Raw genomic sequence first — 16963 nt, forward strand, 5'->3', positions numbered from 1 at the left:
TTTTTCTATTGGAATTTCCTAATTAATTCTACCAAATCCCCCGTCAGATTTTTCCTGCTATATTTTTGTAAACCAATAGCATGCGATTTTAAACTTCCGTGTAAATACTCGGCAAAATACTGCAAAATTGTAGCTTTTAGCTTTTCACTTTCTTCATAATTTACGAAAACTCCCGTATTGGTTTCAATAATAATTTCAGCAAAATCAGAACCTTCTGGGCCAATGCCCAAAATCGGTCTTTCGGAAACCATGTATTCAAATAATTTTCCGGGAATAATGCTTTTAGTAATCTCCGAATTAATTTCGATTAACAATAAAACCTGCGATTTTCTTTGATGTTTAATCGCTTCTTTGTGAGAAACGTAACCTAAATTTTTCGTGTATTTTTCCAGCTTAAATTCGGCAATGGTATCTAAAATTTCCTGACTTACGGCACCCATTAATTTCAGTTCAAACGCTTGCGCAAAAGTTGGGTTTTCTTTAATTATTTCTTTCAACACCTTCCACAAAATTCTTGGGTTTCGCTCAGATAAAAAAGAACCAATATGTGCCATCGTAAATTTTTCATCCAAAGAAAATTTCTCAACATTTTCAACGTCAAAACCATTCGTTATCACGGTAATTGGTTTATTTGTCAAAACTGAAAATTCTGCTTTGGTAGTTTTGCTTGTTACCAAAATTTCGTCAGCAGTATTTAACACTTCCGATTCTAATTTTTTGTGTTTTTGCTGCGATTTTTCGTTGATTTTCAATTCATTATGATAACCAATTGTAGTCCAAGGATCACGAAAATCGGCAATCCAATTAACATTGTTACTTTTTTTGAGTTGTAAGCCAATCAAATGCAAACTATGTGGCGGTCCAGAAGTGATGATAGTTTCAATTTTATTTTCAGCAATGTATTTTGCCAAAAATTTTACCGAAGGTTTCACCCAAAAAACCCTTGCATCGGGAATAAATAAATTGCCCCGGATCCATAAAAAAATTTTTTGGAGAAACGTTTGTTTCTTGCGGTTTGGAATAATTCCCGAACTTATTTTTTTGGTATTTTTTTTCGAAAAAATGGAAGCCAATTGATATGGCTCGAAAATTTTTTTTCGTAGCATTATGGCTTTGTCCGATACTTCCGAAATTAAATTTTCATCAATAATAGGATAAGTTGGATTTTGCGGAATGTACACAATAGGTTGAACGCCAAAATCAGGTAAATATTTCACAAATTTTAACCATCGCTGAACGCCCGGACCTCCGGCTGGTGGCCAATAGTAGGTGACAATTAAAACTTTTTTTTCCCTAACTTCCAAAGGGGGAATTTTATTTACTCCTTCCATCTTTTATGCATTATTTGGAAGTTTCAAAATTTTTCTTTTTGTTTTCGAAATAAATTCCGGCTAAAATAAGCAGCATCATGATAATTGAACTAATTAAAACGATAGTGCTTCCGGTTTTTACCACTTGCGGTTCGAACTTAAATTCGATCGTGTGTCTTCCTGCCGGAATTTCTAAAGCTCTCAAGGTATAATTCACACGGAAATGTTCGGCGGATTTGCCGTCAATGGTTACATTCCAACCTTTTGGATAATAAATTTCAGAGAAAACAGCTAGACCTTTGGCGTTGTTTTGCGAGGTGTATTTCAAATAATTTGGCTTGTAAACATTGAGCGTTATGGTAGCAAGAGTATCTTTTGCGTAAGCGGAATCAATTTTATTGTCAAATTCTTTTTGGTTGAAAACAGCCTCATTTTTAGTGTTGATTTTGTCCAACGCTTTCATTTCTTCATCAGCAGTATTCACTTTTTTTACCGAAGAAACGAACCAAGCATTTCCGTTTGCTTCGTCGTTTAGCATAGGGATATCTTGCCCATTTTCGTCTTGCTGAATGACATATTTTGTATTCAACATATTGAGAATTTCGAGATTATTTTTATCGATTTGATACTCAAAAAGTTGGTCCATTCTTCTTGGTCTCACGGCACTGTAACCCGAAAGCGACTTGTGGAAATACGAGGTTCGGGCTTGCAAACGACCATTTACTTCGTAAACGCGATAATGCGATGTATCTCGAGAAATTTGCAAGTCGGCAACGGTTGGCTGGAACGGCTCACGAACTTCTCTGGCGCTAACAAATCCGCTATTATCCACATATTTTTTATCGACAAAAAATAAATCTCCAACTAACAAAACGCCAACTAAAATTACTGTAACGGTTTGCGAAAATTTATTTTTGAACGTTAAATACAAAATGCCTGCCGCCAACAAAATTAAAATACCGGAACGCAATAAATCGGCATTGTACATGGCTTTTCTATCTTCTACCAACGCGTCAAAAAATTGTGCTCCAAAAGCAGGATCTCCGGCTTGTGCAAAAACTTCAGCCAAACGAGCATCGATTGGTCCGGCGAAATCAAAGAAAGATTTTGCAATAAATAACAATACGATTAACCCGAAACTTACTGCAGTAGCGTAAAGCAAAGATTTTTTTTGTGTTTCTTTTTCGGCTTTAAAAAATGATTGGAATCCCATGAATGCCAGAACTGGCATGCATAGTTCAAGAATTACTTGAATTGATGAAACCGCACGAAACTTATCGTACAATGGCACATAATCGATAAAAATTTTGGTTAAAAACTCGAGATTTTTCCCCCAAGATAAAAGCAAAGAAAAAATCACTCCTGCCAAAAAGGCGTATTTTATTTTTCGATTATCAATGAACAATGCTAAAACGGCAAGAAAAAATACAATTGCACCAATATATGCTGGAGCGGCAACGATAGGTTGATCGCCCCAATACGTGACACCATAATTTTGGGTAAACGCCATAGCTTCTTCTGGAGAAGCGCCTTTTTGTGTAATGAACTGATAAACATTGGATTCATGGTCTAATTTCTCAGAATTTGAACCTCCGAATAATCTTGGCGCGATGAGATTAAAACTTTCCGCAATTCCGTAACTAAACTCGGTGATGTAGTCGTAAGTCATGGAACTTGTGGTAGTATTTGGCGAACCATCAGCATTGTAAGTCAATTCGCTTTTACCTCGCATGCTAAAATTAGTGTATTCTGCAGTCGCCATCAGGCTGGTAGCATTGACACCAATGGCTAAAATTCCGGCAATTAAAAACGTGCCGAAAACGATTCCAAGTTCTTTGTATTCTTTGCTTTTGATAAATTTTACAGCAAAATAAATTCCGATGAAAATCAATAAAAACAACAAATAATAGGTCATTTGAAAGTGATTTGCATTGATTTCCAACGCAGCGGCAATCATGGTTAACAAACCTCCCAGCCAATATTTTTTTCTAAAAACCAAAATTACTCCAGCAACAACCATTGGCATATAAGCTATGGCATGAGCTTTGGCATTATGACCAACACCCAAAATAATAATCATGTAAGTTGACAAGCCGAAGGCTAAAGCTCCAAAAAATGCTTTGAGTGGATCAATTTTTAAAACGCAGAGAAGAATGTAGAAGCCTAAAAAATAAAGAAATAGATAATCTGCCGGACGTGGTAAAAAACGCAAAACATCATCCACAAAACCGATGGTATCGTTGGGATAATTCGCCCCCATTTGATAAGTAGGCATTCCGCCAAAAGCAGCATTTGTCCAGAAAGGTTCAGTGTTTTCGGAAGCACGAAAATCGTTTTGTTCTTTCGCCATCCCGGTAAATTGAGCAATATCTGATTGATAAAGCTGTTTACCTTGCAAAACCGGATAAAAATAAATTAGTGAAACTAATACGAAGCCTAAAATGGCGAGAAAATGCGGATATACTTTGTTGATTATCTTCATAAAAGGAGTTGAAAAATAAAGGCGTGAAGATACGCATTTACTCCTAATATCCGCTAAATTTTTTTTTTAGTTTAATTCTTCAAAGTCAATGTATTCGCCTACTTTCTTCTTTTCCCGAGGTTTTTCTGAAGTAGAATTTACACTCGAAAAATCTTGATTTTGGCGGTGTTGCTGGTTGAATTGTTGGCTATATTGCTGCTGTTGTTGCTGGAAGGTTTGTCCCGCCTTGTTAACAACTGCTTTCACCATTACAGGAAACAATAATCTGAATAAAAATTTCACACCATACCAAATTAGTACGATGATTAAAATATTTTTGATGAGATTTGTAAAACTTGCGTATTCCATTTTTTTCGAAATATTTTGGGTTGTAAATTTAGGAATAAGAACGGTGAAAATTGAAAGTTCGTTCTTAAATTAATAATAAAAAATATTACATTTGGGTTTTTCTAATCAATCCTAAACCTAAAAAATCATGCCAAGCTTAAAATCATGGGTTGTTGTTTCTTCAATATTTTTGTCGTTTGGAGTTTCGGCACAATTTACAGATGTTATCAATTCAAACCGCCCGGGTGAATCAATGTCAGGTTTTTCGGTAGGAAAATCCGTTTTTCAAACCGAAGCCGGAATTTATGCTATTCAGGAAGATCATAGTTTATTAAATACAGAAACTTCAGGTTTTGGTCTCGAAGCCGCTTTTAGGTACGGCGCATTTTTGGAACAATTAGAGTTTATTGCGAATTTGAGGTACCAAGCGGATCAGTTTACAACCCCTTTTGGAAGTGAAAATAGAAGTAGTGTAAGAAATTTTATCTTGGGAGCAAAATACTTAATTTATGATCCTTTTAAAAATTATGAAGAGAAAGTAAATATTTATAGTTGGAAAGCCAATCAGCGATTTAAATGGCGCCAATTTATTCCCTCGGTAAGCGTTTATGCAGGTGCAAATATTAATTTTTCGGATAATCCTTATACTTTTGCAAACGACCCTCAAATCAGTCCGAAATTTATGGTGATTACCCAAAATCATTTTGGAAACAAAACAGTTTTTGTGATGAATATCATCGTTGACAAGATCACCTCGGATTATCCAAGTTACGGTCTAATTGGGACATTAACCTACGGGTTTAATCCCAAATGGTCTGGCTTTATTGAAGGCCAAGGTTATAAAAGTGACTTTTACAGCGACGCCATTGCCAGAGTTGGTGCCGCATATTTACTGGCAGAAAATCTTCAAATTGATGCTTCAATTAGTAAAAACATTAAAGATACACCTGATATTTTGTACGGTGGCGTTGGTTTTTCATGGAGATTTGATGGTTTTTATAAAGACATTTTGCTAAAAAATCCTGACAAGGAAGAAAAGAAAAGTAAAGCTGACAAGAAGAAAGAAAAAGAAAAAAAACGTATTGATGAAGTAGGCGGAAACACCGTAGAATAATGATTATAATTAAAGAAGCAAACAGTAAAAAGTTAATGAAGGAATTTGTAAAATTTCCTTTTAAATTATACAAAAACAGCGAAAACTGGATTCCGCCATTGATAGATGATGAACTCGAATCTTTTGACAAAAACAAAAATCCGGTATTTGAAAATGCCGAAGCCTATTTTTATTTAGCCTACAAAAATGATGAAATAGTAGGCCGAATTGCCGCGATTATCAACTGGACGGAAGTTAAACAGCAGAATAAAAAGAAAGTACGTTTTGGCTGGTTTGATGTGATTGATGACATTGAAGTAACGACAAAGTTGCTCGACAAAGTTGCTGAATTTGGCAAAAAAAACAATTTAGAAAATATTGAAGGTCCAATGGGATTTTCAAATCTTGACAAAGTTGGGGTTTTAACGGAAGGTTATGACGAAATGGGAAGCATGATTACTTGGTACAATTTTCCTTATTACGTTACACATTTTGAACAACTTGGGTTTGTTCCTGAAAAAAAATACATTGAGAGTAAATTTCCTTTTTCAAACGTTGATCCTGCGGGATTTACAAAGGCAAATGAATTGATTAAAAAGCGATACGAATTAACTTCCATCAATTGTACGAGTACCAAAGAAGTGATGCCGTATGTGGATAAAATGTTTGATTTGTTTAACAAAAGTTATGCACAATTGGCTTCATTTGTGTCGATTAGCGATGTTCAAAAAGAATATTTCAAGAAGAAATACATCAGTTTTATTAATCCAGAGTATATTAAATTTATCCAAGGCAAAAATGGAAATTTGATTGCATTTAGCATTGTGATGCCGTCATTTTCAGAGGCATTGAAAAAAGCGAATGGTAAGTTGTTTCCGTTTGGGATTTTTCATTTGCTAAAAGCTAAAAAATCGAGTAAAGAAGTTTTATTTTATTTAATAGGAATTGATCCTGAATACCAAAATAAAGGCGTTACGGCAGTTATTTTTAATGAATATTATAAAGTTTTTGAGAAAAACGGAGTGAAAATTTGCCACCGAACGCCAGAATTAGAAGACAATCACGCCATTCACAACATCTGGAAACATTTTAATCCGGAAATTCATAAAAAGCGTTGTACCTATATTAAAAATTTATAAAAAAACGTCCTCAATATTTTTGGGGACGTTTTTTGGTGAATAGAGGATTTTTTATACTACAATTTATTTTTAATTTTACGTAAATGTTCGGTTTCAATACCCCATGGGTTATCCCTTAAAAATTGGTAAATCTCTTTCCATTTTCCTGCCGACATTTCGTTGCTATTGTAATCTTTCAATTTTTTATTGATTTCTTCAATATTAAAATGCACTGGATATTTTTTATAAAGGGCTTCGAAATAAGTTTTGGCGTCGTCAAGTTTTTCATCTAATAAAAGTTGAATTGCATTTTGATAATTTGCTTTTGCACCCAAATTTTCGTTCTGCTCAAAAGTCCCCATCAACAGCAACTCATTGACTTTTGCCTGTGCTTCTTTTGCCTTTGCTTCGGCCACATTTACTTCTGCTTCAACCGCTTCTTTTTTAGATTGCTCCATTTCAACTTTATGCATATTTTCAATCGCTTTAAGAATTTGTCCAAATAGAGCAGCTGTATTGTCATTAATATTATTTGACATACTCATTTCCGACAATTTATACAATGCATCGCGAAGCATGTTTACCGAAGCTGTTCGTTTACCCAATTCCGCAATTGCTTTGGTTGTGCTTAGATAGGCCGAAACATCCACTTCTGATCCAGCTTTAACGTTTGCACCTAAATCAGTCGCCAATTTGGTTGCGACATCAGGTGGTGGTTCGGAAATTATTGCCAATTTCCCATCCTTTTCATAGACTAAACTTCCGCGCTTTGAGGCATCATACGAAAAATGATGTGCAAAAATATTGCCTTTATCATTTTTTAATTCTGATAATTTAAAAGTTGAATTACAGCTTGTAAAAATGACCAAAAGCGATAAATAGCGTAGAGAACTTTTTAATTTGTCGTTCATAATATTTCGATTTTAGGTGTATAAAAAATAATAGGAGAAGAATTTTAAAAAATTACTTGTATGTAGAAATCAACGCATTAAGCGTATTGCCCAAAACTTTGATGCTTTCGGCTTGTTCTTGTGCTCGTTTCCTATCATTTTCGGCTTTTTGAATTTTGAGATGTTCGGCCTCGGCTAAATCTTTCGCTTCTTGGATTTTTCGCTCTTCTTTTTCCTTTTCAATTTGCGAAATCGGCTTTTGTGATAAATGATTATAAAAATTTAGTTTGTCGCCGTTTTTGTACACCAATTTAAAATACAAATCGCCACTTTCTATTTGATCCTTTAACAATTCATCAATATTAAAAGTAAATCCGTAAACTGTTCCGGTAAAAGGTAAGATTGTTTCCTTAAAATTTGTACTGTCTTTTGGTGTTGGTTTTTTATAAGTATAACGATATTCAATGCCTTCAATCTGGAAATGAAATTTGGCATTGTTATTGGCAACAAGCGTGTCCACAATTTTAATTTCGCGTTTGTAAACATCGTTAAAAACAATATTGTGATTTTGATAACTATATTCTTTTGCTTCCATCCTAATTTTAGGTCCCTTAATCATCATCAAGAAAGTTTCTTGTTTTACACACTCTTTATTGAAAGGTTCAAAATCTTCTAAAAAAGTATCAAATTTTTGGAAATGATACCCTGTTGAATGGTACTTTGCAACTTGTGCCCAAACTGTAAAACAGTTAATAAAGAGAAACAATGTGATATAATTTTTCATAAAAAAAGTTCATTTAATTTTTTACCACTTTTGCATGAAATTCCTTACCATTTTGATGCAATCCTTTTAAAATATAATTTCCGGTTGAAAGTTGAGAAATATCAATTTTTGAATAGCTTCCTGGGAATGATTTTAAGATTCTTCCGGTGATATCAATTACTGAAATGTTTTTGAGTTCTTCAGAAAAGTTCAGGGTTTCAGTTGTTGGGTTTGGGTAAATTTTTAGGGTATTGTTTTTAACCGTTGGCAGGGATAAAACGGAACTAAGATTGTAGCGGGCTAACGAGACGGTTCCTGAAGACGAATATCCCATTGCGTAAATTTTTCCGGTACTATAATCTATTGCAGAGTGAACGTAACTAGTATGGTTTACAATCGTGGATTGAAAACTTGCAAAGCCTGAGGTTCCAAATGTAGTATCGAGTGTGCCGTCAGAATTTAATCTAGATAGTACAATTTCTGATTCACCGTTTGCAGGTCTGGATCTTCCGGCTAAAATTATTTTAAAATCGTTTGTTCCGTAATCATGCTTGTTTAAACTGGTTACATTGTCATAATATAAATTTGGATAATCTAACGAAAGAATTCCATTGTTAGCAAAACTATTATCTAAACTACCAGACGCTAACTTTTTTACTACCATAAATTTATTACTGGTATTCATCCCAAAAATGTAAGAAGTATTGCTCAAGTCATCGAGGAAAAAACCTGGAATTGTATAGCTTGAAGACCCTGAAACTTGCAGTACATATCCAAAATCTTGGGCTCCAGTTGTAGAAAATTTTACCACAAATGACTGATAAGCTCCCGCAAAATTTTTGTAACCATGAATAAAAATTGAACCATTTTCATCTGTACTAACATTATTTAAGTCAACAGTTTGTGAAGGATTAAAAAAAAAGCTTTTTGGGTTTCCGCCATTAAAGGTAGTATCAAAAGTTCCGTTTGGATTCAACCGGTAAATTTTTCCGCCTGTGTTACTGAAAGCCACATCGTTAGCTCGAACAATCAAAATTTTATAATTTGCCCAATCATAAGTTACCGATGCAAACTTAAAGTTATTATTTACTTCGTATTCTAAAATCCCATTAGTTCCAAATCCTGGTGCGAATGAACCATTATCTAAGATACGAGCCACTTTTCCACTCATGGAGGAAAGTACTAAATAGCCCCATCCTGTTCCATTATCAAAAATGCAAAATGATGCCGGAGACTCATTAGCATTTCCGAAATCAATTTCTTTAACACCGTCGGTATCGAAGGTTGTATCTAATGATCCGTCAGTATTAAATCTTACCAAAATAGGAATTCCAGCTGTATTCCTTCCTAAGGCGACAATTTTATTGTTATAATCAGCTTTCATACTGATGAAGCTACTAAAGATAGAATAATTTACCCGACCGGAAGTGCCAAATGTAACATCAGTAATTCCATCCTGTGCAAATGAAAATCTTGATAACAATAATGCTAAAAAAAATAGTTTTGTTTTCATAATTGTTGTATTTTTAACAAAGTTATTGCGCTGGAAATAATTTATAACTAGGAACTTTCCTGAATCTTCACTAGGAAAATTCCTAATGTTCAGCCGGAGCTTTTTCCTAATTTTAAGGTTATGAAAGTGCTTACCATTTTTTTATTGGCAATTGCTTGTAACTCTTTTGGCCAAAGCGTCAACCGTACCATTGAAGTAAATGGTGGAAACTGGATTGAGGTTTTAAAAAGCGCCAGCTACTATATTGATTCAACTAATACATTGAACAACAACAATGTACTTGAACATTTCAAGGATTTTAAAAAAAATAATTCTGGCTATCTATCATTAGGGAAACAACCTTATAATTTATGGCTTAACTTACAAATAAAAAACATAAACCCGCATAAAATATACTGGTTAAGCATTTACAGTCAAGCCGATACAATTGTATGTTATGAAAGGAAAAATAAACAAAATGTTTTTGTTTTAAAAAAACTTTCTGATTATTCAAAACCTCCCTTAATGCGTGGTGATTTTAAGGTTCGGTTTCATTATTTTCCGTTTGAAATAACACAAAACGAAACTACAGAAGTACTACTGCTTGTAAAAAACCGGAAGCATTATACAAATTTTTATGCCGATTTTACTCCCCCACAAAACAACCTCAATTGGGAAAAAGAGTTTTATTGGATTATTGGATCGTTTGTATCGGTTTTTTTATTTATTGGCGTTTTGTGTTTAATTTTTGGATTAACTATTAAAAACAAATTGTTCATAAAATATGGCTTTTATCTCTTTTTTATTGACATTTTAATTTTACAAGAAGAACTCTTCATTTCTTTATTTGAAAACACATTTATCTATAGAATTTTATATGCCACACACTCCATTTTTATTATGCTTATTATTGTGAGCTTGTCTTTACAAATATTTATCACCTTAACAAACATACAGATATACTTTCCTCTTCTTGCTGCAAATATGAAAAAATACGCAAAAGCCACTACTAGATTTGCCTTGATTATATTGCTAATTTGCATTTTTAATCCTCATTTAAACTTTCAAAGTAAAATTTTTAATTTGATATGGAATTTGGCTTTAGGCCTAAATATAGCGTGTACTGTAACCACTTCGGCTGTACTTTTTTTATATTTTTATTTCAAGAACTTAAAATTAACTGCTTTCGCTGTTTCGATTCTATACCTGCTTATAAATCCAGTAATTTACTATTTAAATTACTCGAAAATTATCGATATTTATAACATCTCATATCCAAATTACTATTACTACATTGTATTATTTGAAACACTTGCTTTAGGAGTATTTATCAGTTTTCGATTTAAAAATCAAACGAGTGCCAACATAAAGTTATTAAAAGAGAAGATTGAAATTGAGGATCATTTTAATAAAAAAATTAACGATACCGTAATTGAAACCCAAAAAAATTTACTTTCAAACTTATCTAAAGATTTACACGATGACTTAGGTCAAAAACTATCAGTAATAAATTTCTCTTTGGAAAATTTAAAATTAAAATTCTCTTCGGAGGAAATTGATCAGATAAAACAACTTTCGACCGAGATATCAAATTCGATACGAAATTTAAGTCACTGGCTTGATACTTTTGAATTTCAAGAAAACTCTTTGTATGAAATAATTACAAAAGATATTCTACGAATAAACAAATTATTACATATCCAAGCGTTTGTAACCCAAAAGGGCGAATTACAACTCAATACATCAGAAAAAATTATTCTATTCAGGATTTATCAAGAGCTAATGAACAACAGCTTAAAATATGCCCAATCAAACCGAATTAATATAACGTTATATCAGGATCGTATTATTTTTTCGGATGACGGGATAGGATTTCAAGCAAATATTTCGGGGGGAATTGGTTTAAAAAATTTAAAAGAACGAGCCCACTTAATAAATTGGGAAGTAGAAAAAAATGAAACAGAAAAATTGGGTACTGTATTTAAAATTTTTAAATCATGATTAAGATTGTAATAATTGATGACCACGCTGTACTTCGAGAAGGTCTAATAAAGCTGTTAAATAATTTAGACGATTTCCAGGTAGTGGCACAATATGGAAATGGATATGAGTTCATTGAAAATTTTCCAATGCTAAAAAATACAGTTGATGTATTTATCTTAGATTATTCCATGCCAATTGTTTCGGGATTAGAAATTTTAGAAAAAATTCATAACGAGCTTGACGATGCTAATTTTTTAATACTTTCTCAAAGCATCGACTTAAATTTAAAGCATAAGTTTTACGCTCTTGGTGCAAAAGGATTTTTAACTAAAACTTGTTCGGCAGAAGAATTAAGGCGTGCCATTCATGACATCGTTAACACAGGTTTTTACAACATTAAGGAAAATTTACAAAGTATTAAAAATGCTATAAATAATTTTAATATAGCCAGTTTACTTACAGCAAGAGAACTCGAGTTTATTAAATATTCATGTGATGAAAAAGAATATACTTACCAAGAAATGGCTGATTTGATGAACGTTAGCGCCAAAACAGTTGATTATTACCGAAAAAATGTTTTTGAAAAACTAAACGTAAAGTCCAAATCTGGTTTAATTTTACAGTCTTATAAGTATAAATTGACTCCTCCTTTTTTATAAATTTAAAAAAAAATTATTCATTACAATCTATCTTCAACAATGCAAAGTCGTTGTCAAACTTGATATTCTTGCGTTCTTTGACAAATTCTTTTCCATTGAGAATCGCCATTTCGCCATAGCCACGCAGAAGATTTAAACCTTTTTTCAAAAAAATTTCTTCACGCAGTGATTTGATTCCTTCCGATTCAAAATGGTAATTTAAAATCAATGTGTCTCCTTTTATAATGCCGTCAAACGAACCGAAATTGCCGTCTTTTTGATAAAAATTGTAAACCAAATCACCAGAAATCTTTTGGTTTTCGCCATAAATCAAAGTCAGCGAAATGCTGTCTTTGTTTTTCGCATAATGATAACATTCTTTAGCGGCAATTTTATTTTTTTTCTCTGGAATATTTTGGTTTTCTGGCGTATTTTCTTTTTTGTCGTTGCAGGAAATGATCATTAACAACAATAAAGCTATAAATGTGAGTTGCTTTTTCATAAATTAAAATTTTCGATTCATTTAAAATTACGGAATTTTCCATAAAAAAACCACTCCTTTTGAGAGTGGTCTTAAAAATATTTAAGGTCAAAAATTATCTTTCTTCAGAAACGTCAACCGTTTTTTCCGAAGCAATAGCTTTATAAGTACCGTTTACTAATTTTTCTCTAATGGCTTCAAAAGCATCTAAAGTTTCATTAATATCTGCCAAAGTATGTGAAACAGTTGGGATAATTCTTAACAAAATGATGCCTTTTGGAATTACCGGATACACTACGATTGACAGGAAAATATTATAGTTTTCTCTCAAGTCATTTACCATCATCATCGCTTCCGGAATACTTCCTTCAAGGTAAACTGGAGTTACGCAAGTATTAGTATCACCAATGTTAAAACCTCTTGATTTCAATCCGTTTTGAAGTGTGTTTACGTTTTCCCAAAGTTTATCTTTCAACTCAGGCATTGTGCGAAGCATTTCTAAGCGTTTTAAAGCACCAACGGTAAAAATCATCGGCAAGGCTTTAGCATACATTTGGGAACGTAAATTATATTTTAAATAATCAATGATATTTTTATCGGCTGCAATAAAAGCTCCAATACTTGCCATTGATTTAGCAAATGTTGAAAAATAAACATCAATCCCATCTTGGCAACCTTGCTCCTCACCTGCTCCGGCTCCTGTTTTTCCAAGGGTTCCAAAACCATGAGCATCATCAACTAAAAGTCGGAAATTATATTTTTCTTTTAAAGCTACAATTTCTTTCAACTTTCCTTGTTGACCTCGCATCCCAAAAACACCTTCAGTAATTACTAAAATTCCTCCGCCGTTTTCCTCCGCCATTTTAGTGGCACGTTTTAGGTTTTTTTCTAAACTTTCAACGTCATTATGTTTGTAGGTAAATCTTTTCCCCATGTGAAGACGAACCCCGTCAATAATACATCCGTGACTGTCAACATCGTAAACAATGACGTCATTTTTTGTAACCAAAGCATCAATGGTAGAAACCATTCCTTGGTAACCGAAGTTGAGCAAATAAGCGGCTTCTTTTTTTACAAATGCTGCTAATTCATTTTGCAATTGTTCATGAAGGGTTGTATGACCACTCATCATTCTCGCCCCCATTGGATAAGCTGCTCCATATTGTGCGGCAGCTTCAGCGTCGGCTTTTCTAATTTCCGGATGATTTGCCAAACCTAAATAATCATTGATACTCCAGTTAAGAATTTCTCTTCCGTGGAAAGTCATTCGAGGTCCAAGTTCTCCTTCAAGTTTTGGGAATACGTAGTATCCTTCGGCTTGCGAAGCCCATTTTCCTAAAGGTCCTCTGCTTTGTTGTATTCTTTCGAATAAATCTTTTACCATGATTGTATTGTATGTTTTGAAAGATTCAATTTTAATTTTTTCGACTGCAAAAATAAAGATTTATAACGTATCTCAACTCTGATTATCAATTTATTTTAATATGGTTTTGATGCTTTTTTTTATCGAAAATAAAATCTTACAAAAAAACAAACCCGAGCTTTTGCCCGGGTTTGTTTCAACTTGGTATCTTGTTAAATTTTAAATTGTTGCTTTGGCATTATTTAAAGCCTCTCCGGTAACATTTTTACCTTTTTCGATTGCATTTTCAGAAGTTGCAATGGCTGAATCTTTTATTTTCACTGCGGAATCTTTTATTTTTCCTGCAATATCACCAGCTTTATCTAGAATGTTATTAAAATTAACATAACCTTTTTTGTTGCAGATATATCCCATAACTGCAACAGCTGCAATTCCAGCCGCAATTCCTAAAATGAGATTTTTATTATTCATAGCGATTTTTATTTTGGTTGGTATTCATTTAAATAAATAAGGGAAAGCCGGATTCATCGTCAAAACCTTCCAATTCTTGTTCTTCATCATCAAAATTATCCATTTTTTCGATAACAGTTTTTACGATAGTCGCAAACGCAAGTCCGACAATTCCAAGTAGTAAAAGGCTTTTCATTTTCATAAACAAATTTTTTGTGGTTGAATATTTTTTTTATGAAGATACAATATTTATCTGCATCCATTTTAGCCTTTAATATAACTTTAGCAAATAAAGCCTGCCACTAAATCGATTGTTAAATTGAATAAAAAGAATTAAAAACAAAAAAACTAAATGTGTTGCCACCATTTTTCACCTGCTTTTAAATCATCAAAGTCAATGATTTCTCCAATTTTTGGATGTACCAAATCTTGATTTTGTTTTTTGGCTTCTTCGCAAACGCGTATAATAGGTTCGTCCCAATCGTGGAATGCCAGTGCAAATTTCCCCCAATGCACCGGAAGTAATTTTTTAGCATTAAGATTTTTTGCTGCCAAAACGGTTTCTTCCGGCAACATGTGAATATATTTCCAGTCAGTATTATATTGACCTGCTTCTAATATAGCCAGATCAAACGGACCGAATTTTTTTCCAATGGTTTCAAAATGCGAATCAAATCCAGAATCTCCACCGATAAAAAGTTTTCTATTTGGCGTTTGCAAAACGTAAGAACTCCAGAGCGTTCCGTTTCTTTTCAACCCCCTCCCTGAAAAATGTCGGGCTGGAACTGATGTGATTTTAAAATTTTCTTCGGGTGTGAACTCATCATCCCAATTCATTTGAAATATTCTGTGTTTTTCAAAACCCCAATGTTCTAAATGTGCGGCAACACCAAGTGGACAAATAATATTTTTAACCTTGGTACGCATTTTGGTCAAGGTGTCAAAATCTAAATGATCCCAGTGGTCATGTGTGATAATTAAATAATTAATATCAGGAAAATCCTCGGCTTTAAAAATATGCGTTCCTTTAAAACCTTTGGAACCAACAGGCAAAGGCGAAACTGAATTACTAAAAACAGGATCTACCAAAAAAGTCCTTCCGCTAAGATTCATGAAATAGGATGAATGCCCAAACCATGCCAAGACATCTCTTGAATCATTTAAAGATTTTAAATTGCTTTTCAAATTGGGAATTTGACTTTCGGGAACTGCACGCTTATTTTTTGTAAAAAAAAATTTATAAAAAACTTTATAAATATTGGTATCTTCGGCAAATGATGGGGTGAACGACTGATTTTGAAATTGTGTCCCTTTATAATTATCTAACTTCGAAAACCTTAATTTTAAAGCAGCAGAAGGCGATGCGCCAAACTTTGGATGATTCATAAAAAGAAAAACACCCACAATTATAAAGATTAGAGAAACCAAGAAAAATGTCATAAAGATCTATGAAGTATTAAAGTGAATCGTCAAAGCTATTTTAAAAATTTCAGCAAACCTTTTTTATTAAGAAAATATTTAACATTCGTTTACAAAAATTAATCTGCAATTAAGATATTAACTTCGTATTTTAGTGTAAAATTTACAATTGAAATAAAATATTTACAATGAATGATAATTATAAAAATATAGTAGATGCTTTAATTAAAGAAGGTTTTATAGAATCTGAAAAGCATATAAAAAACTTAGGAAGCAAACTTGATTTTAAGATTACACAATATTCTTTAAATACATCTTTAAGCTTTAAATTTCACAACAGTGAAGAATTTATTTCTTTTCTAAATTTTTCAAATCCAGACGAATTAGACCGTGAAAAAATCAGTTTAATCAACGCTTCAATCATGGAACAAGGATTAAACCCTAATGATTTTTTCTACGTTAATTTTTATAAAAAAGAGGTCAACGAATTATAATCAATTTCAACTATGAAACTAGTTTTTGCCTCTCATAATCCAAATAAAATAATAGAAATTAAAGCGTTGCTTCCGCAAAATTTTGAAATTTTGAGTTTAGATGATATTGGCTGTCACGATGAAATTCCTGAAACCGCTGACACGATTGAAGGAAATGCCCTTTTAAAAGCTAATTTCGTGGCCACGCATTATGGTTTAGATTGTTTCGCAGACGATTCTGGCTTAGAAGTGGATGCATTAAATGGAGCTCCAGGGGTTTTTTCGGCACGATATGCGGGAAATCAAAAAAATTCTCAAGACAATAACAAAAAACTTTTACAAGAAATGCAAGGTAAAAGTAATCGAAAAGCTAATTTTAAGACAGTTATTGCCTTGAATCTTAAAGGGGAAAATTATCTTTTTACCGGGATTGTGAACGGAAAAATTGCATTAGAGCAGAGAGGAATTCATGGTTTTGGGTACGATCCTGTGTTCGAGCCAGAAGGATTTTCCTACACTTTTGCCGAAATTTCCGCAACGGAAAAAGCAAAAATAAGCCATCGAGCTCGGGCGGTTACACAACTCATTGCTTTTTTAAAAAACTAACTTACTGATTTTCAAATAATAATTAAAAAATAAAGTTCAAATTTCTGTTAGCTTTTCTCACTAATTCAACGTACC

General features: G+C 33.0%; 17 protein-coding genes and 1 pseudogene. 7 read left to right on the forward strand and 11 right to left on the reverse strand.

Going from position 1 to position 16963, the window contains the following annotated elements:
• Window positions 1-5 precede the first annotated feature (5 nt).
• The 3 genes from GV828_RS02145 to GV828_RS02155 all read right to left on the reverse strand — a co-directional run bounded on the left by GV828_RS02145 (window position 6) and on the right by GV828_RS02155 (window position 4140).
• Window positions 6-1331: a glycosyltransferase family 4 protein gene (locus GV828_RS02145; RefSeq protein WP_166535822.1), complete on the reverse strand. Its 1326-nt coding sequence runs from the start codon at window positions 1329-1331 to the stop codon at window positions 6-8.
• Between the two features lie 10 nt (window positions 1332-1341).
• Entirely contained in the window at window positions 1342-3792 is a 2451-nt protein-coding gene (locus tag GV828_RS02150) for a YfhO family protein (protein WP_166535823.1), read from the reverse strand.
• A 66-nt stretch (window positions 3793-3858) separates the two neighbouring features.
• Window positions 3859-4140, reverse strand: coding sequence for a DUF4834 family protein (locus tag GV828_RS02155; RefSeq protein ID WP_166535824.1), 282 nt, complete (start codon window positions 4138-4140; stop codon window positions 3859-3861).
• Window positions 4141-4267: 127 nt separating this feature from the next.
• Here GV828_RS02155 and GV828_RS02160 point away from each other — a divergent pair, with 127 nt between their 5' ends.
• A complete protein-coding gene (locus GV828_RS02160) occupies window positions 4268-5233 on the forward strand; it encodes a transporter (RefSeq protein ID WP_166535825.1) in 966 nt (321 codons plus the stop codon).
• Window positions 5233-6351 carry a GTP cyclohydrolase gene (locus GV828_RS02165; protein ID WP_166535826.1) on the forward strand — a complete coding sequence of 373 codons (1119 nt, stop codon included), beginning with the start codon at window positions 5233-5235 and terminating at the stop codon, window positions 6349-6351. The genes GV828_RS02160 and GV828_RS02165 overlap by 1 nt, the downstream gene beginning before the upstream one ends.
• A gap of 56 nt (window positions 6352-6407) precedes the next feature.
• On the opposite strand, the gene GV828_RS02170 is transcribed toward GV828_RS02165, so the two are convergent.
• From GV828_RS02170 to GV828_RS02180, 3 genes are read right to left on the reverse strand one after another with little or no spacing between them, the layout of a single operon-like run.
• Window positions 6408-7241, reverse strand: a complete 834-nt coding sequence (locus GV828_RS02170; RefSeq protein ID WP_166535827.1) for a hypothetical protein — start codon at window positions 7239-7241, stop codon at window positions 6408-6410.
• Between the two features lie 52 nt (window positions 7242-7293).
• Window positions 7294-8004, reverse strand: coding sequence for a hypothetical protein (locus tag GV828_RS02175; RefSeq protein ID WP_166535828.1), 711 nt, complete (start codon window positions 8002-8004; stop codon window positions 7294-7296).
• A 13-nt stretch (window positions 8005-8017) separates the two neighbouring features.
• Window positions 8018-9496: a T9SS type A sorting domain-containing protein gene (locus GV828_RS02180; protein ID WP_166535829.1), complete on the reverse strand. Its 1479-nt coding sequence runs from the start codon at window positions 9494-9496 to the stop codon at window positions 8018-8020.
• Window positions 9497-9616: 120 nt separating this feature from the next.
• Here GV828_RS02180 and GV828_RS13265 point away from each other — a divergent pair.
• The 3 genes and pseudogenes from GV828_RS13265 to GV828_RS02190 form a co-directional block, all read left to right on the forward strand.
• Window positions 9617-10081, forward strand: a pseudogene (locus GV828_RS13265) (7TM-DISM domain-containing protein); the annotation flags it as partial.
• 378 nt (window positions 10082-10459) lie between these two features.
• Entirely contained in the window at window positions 10460-11476 is a 1017-nt protein-coding gene (locus GV828_RS13145) for a sensor histidine kinase (protein WP_235935398.1), read from the forward strand.
• Window positions 11473-12117, forward strand: coding sequence for a response regulator transcription factor (locus tag GV828_RS02190; protein WP_166535831.1), 645 nt, complete (start codon window positions 11473-11475; stop codon window positions 12115-12117). Before GV828_RS13145 ends, GV828_RS02190 begins: the two co-directional genes overlap by 4 nt.
• 13 nt (window positions 12118-12130) lie before the next feature.
• On the opposite strand, the gene GV828_RS02195 is transcribed toward GV828_RS02190, so the two are convergent.
• From GV828_RS02195 to GV828_RS02215, 5 genes are all read right to left on the reverse strand, one after another.
• The gene (locus GV828_RS02195) at window positions 12131-12598 is read right to left on the reverse strand and encodes a hypothetical protein (RefSeq protein WP_166535832.1); all 468 of its coding nucleotides are present in this window, start codon (window positions 12596-12598) and stop codon (window positions 12131-12133) included.
• A gap of 94 nt (window positions 12599-12692) precedes the next feature.
• Window positions 12693-13961: an aminotransferase class I/II-fold pyridoxal phosphate-dependent enzyme gene (locus GV828_RS02200; protein ID WP_166535833.1), complete on the reverse strand. Its 1269-nt coding sequence runs from the start codon at window positions 13959-13961 to the stop codon at window positions 12693-12695.
• 198 nt (window positions 13962-14159) lie between these two features.
• A complete protein-coding gene (locus GV828_RS02205) occupies window positions 14160-14411 on the reverse strand; it encodes a hypothetical protein (RefSeq protein WP_166535834.1) in 252 nt (83 codons plus the stop codon).
• 28 nt (window positions 14412-14439) lie between these two features.
• A complete protein-coding gene (locus GV828_RS02210) occupies window positions 14440-14592 on the reverse strand; it encodes a hypothetical protein (RefSeq protein WP_166535835.1) in 153 nt (50 codons plus the stop codon).
• 146 nt (window positions 14593-14738) lie between these two features.
• A complete protein-coding gene (locus tag GV828_RS02215; RefSeq protein WP_166535836.1) occupies window positions 14739-15830 on the reverse strand; it encodes an MBL fold metallo-hydrolase in 1092 nt (363 codons plus the stop codon).
• Window positions 15831-15997: 167 nt separating this feature from the next.
• Here GV828_RS02215 and GV828_RS02220 point away from each other — a divergent pair, with 167 nt between their 5' ends.
• Entirely contained in the window at window positions 15998-16303 is a 306-nt protein-coding gene (locus GV828_RS02220; RefSeq protein ID WP_166535837.1) for a hypothetical protein, read from the forward strand.
• 12 nt (window positions 16304-16315) lie between these two features.
• Window positions 16316-16888, forward strand: a complete 573-nt coding sequence (locus tag GV828_RS02225) for a non-canonical purine NTP diphosphatase (RefSeq protein ID WP_166535838.1) — start codon at window positions 16316-16318, stop codon at window positions 16886-16888.
• Window positions 16889-16963: the final 75 nt, after the last annotated feature.

The organism is Flavobacterium ichthyis (genome assembly GCF_009915155.1).
Lineage (GTDB): Bacteria > Bacteroidota > Bacteroidia > Flavobacteriales > Flavobacteriaceae > Flavobacterium > Flavobacterium ichthyis.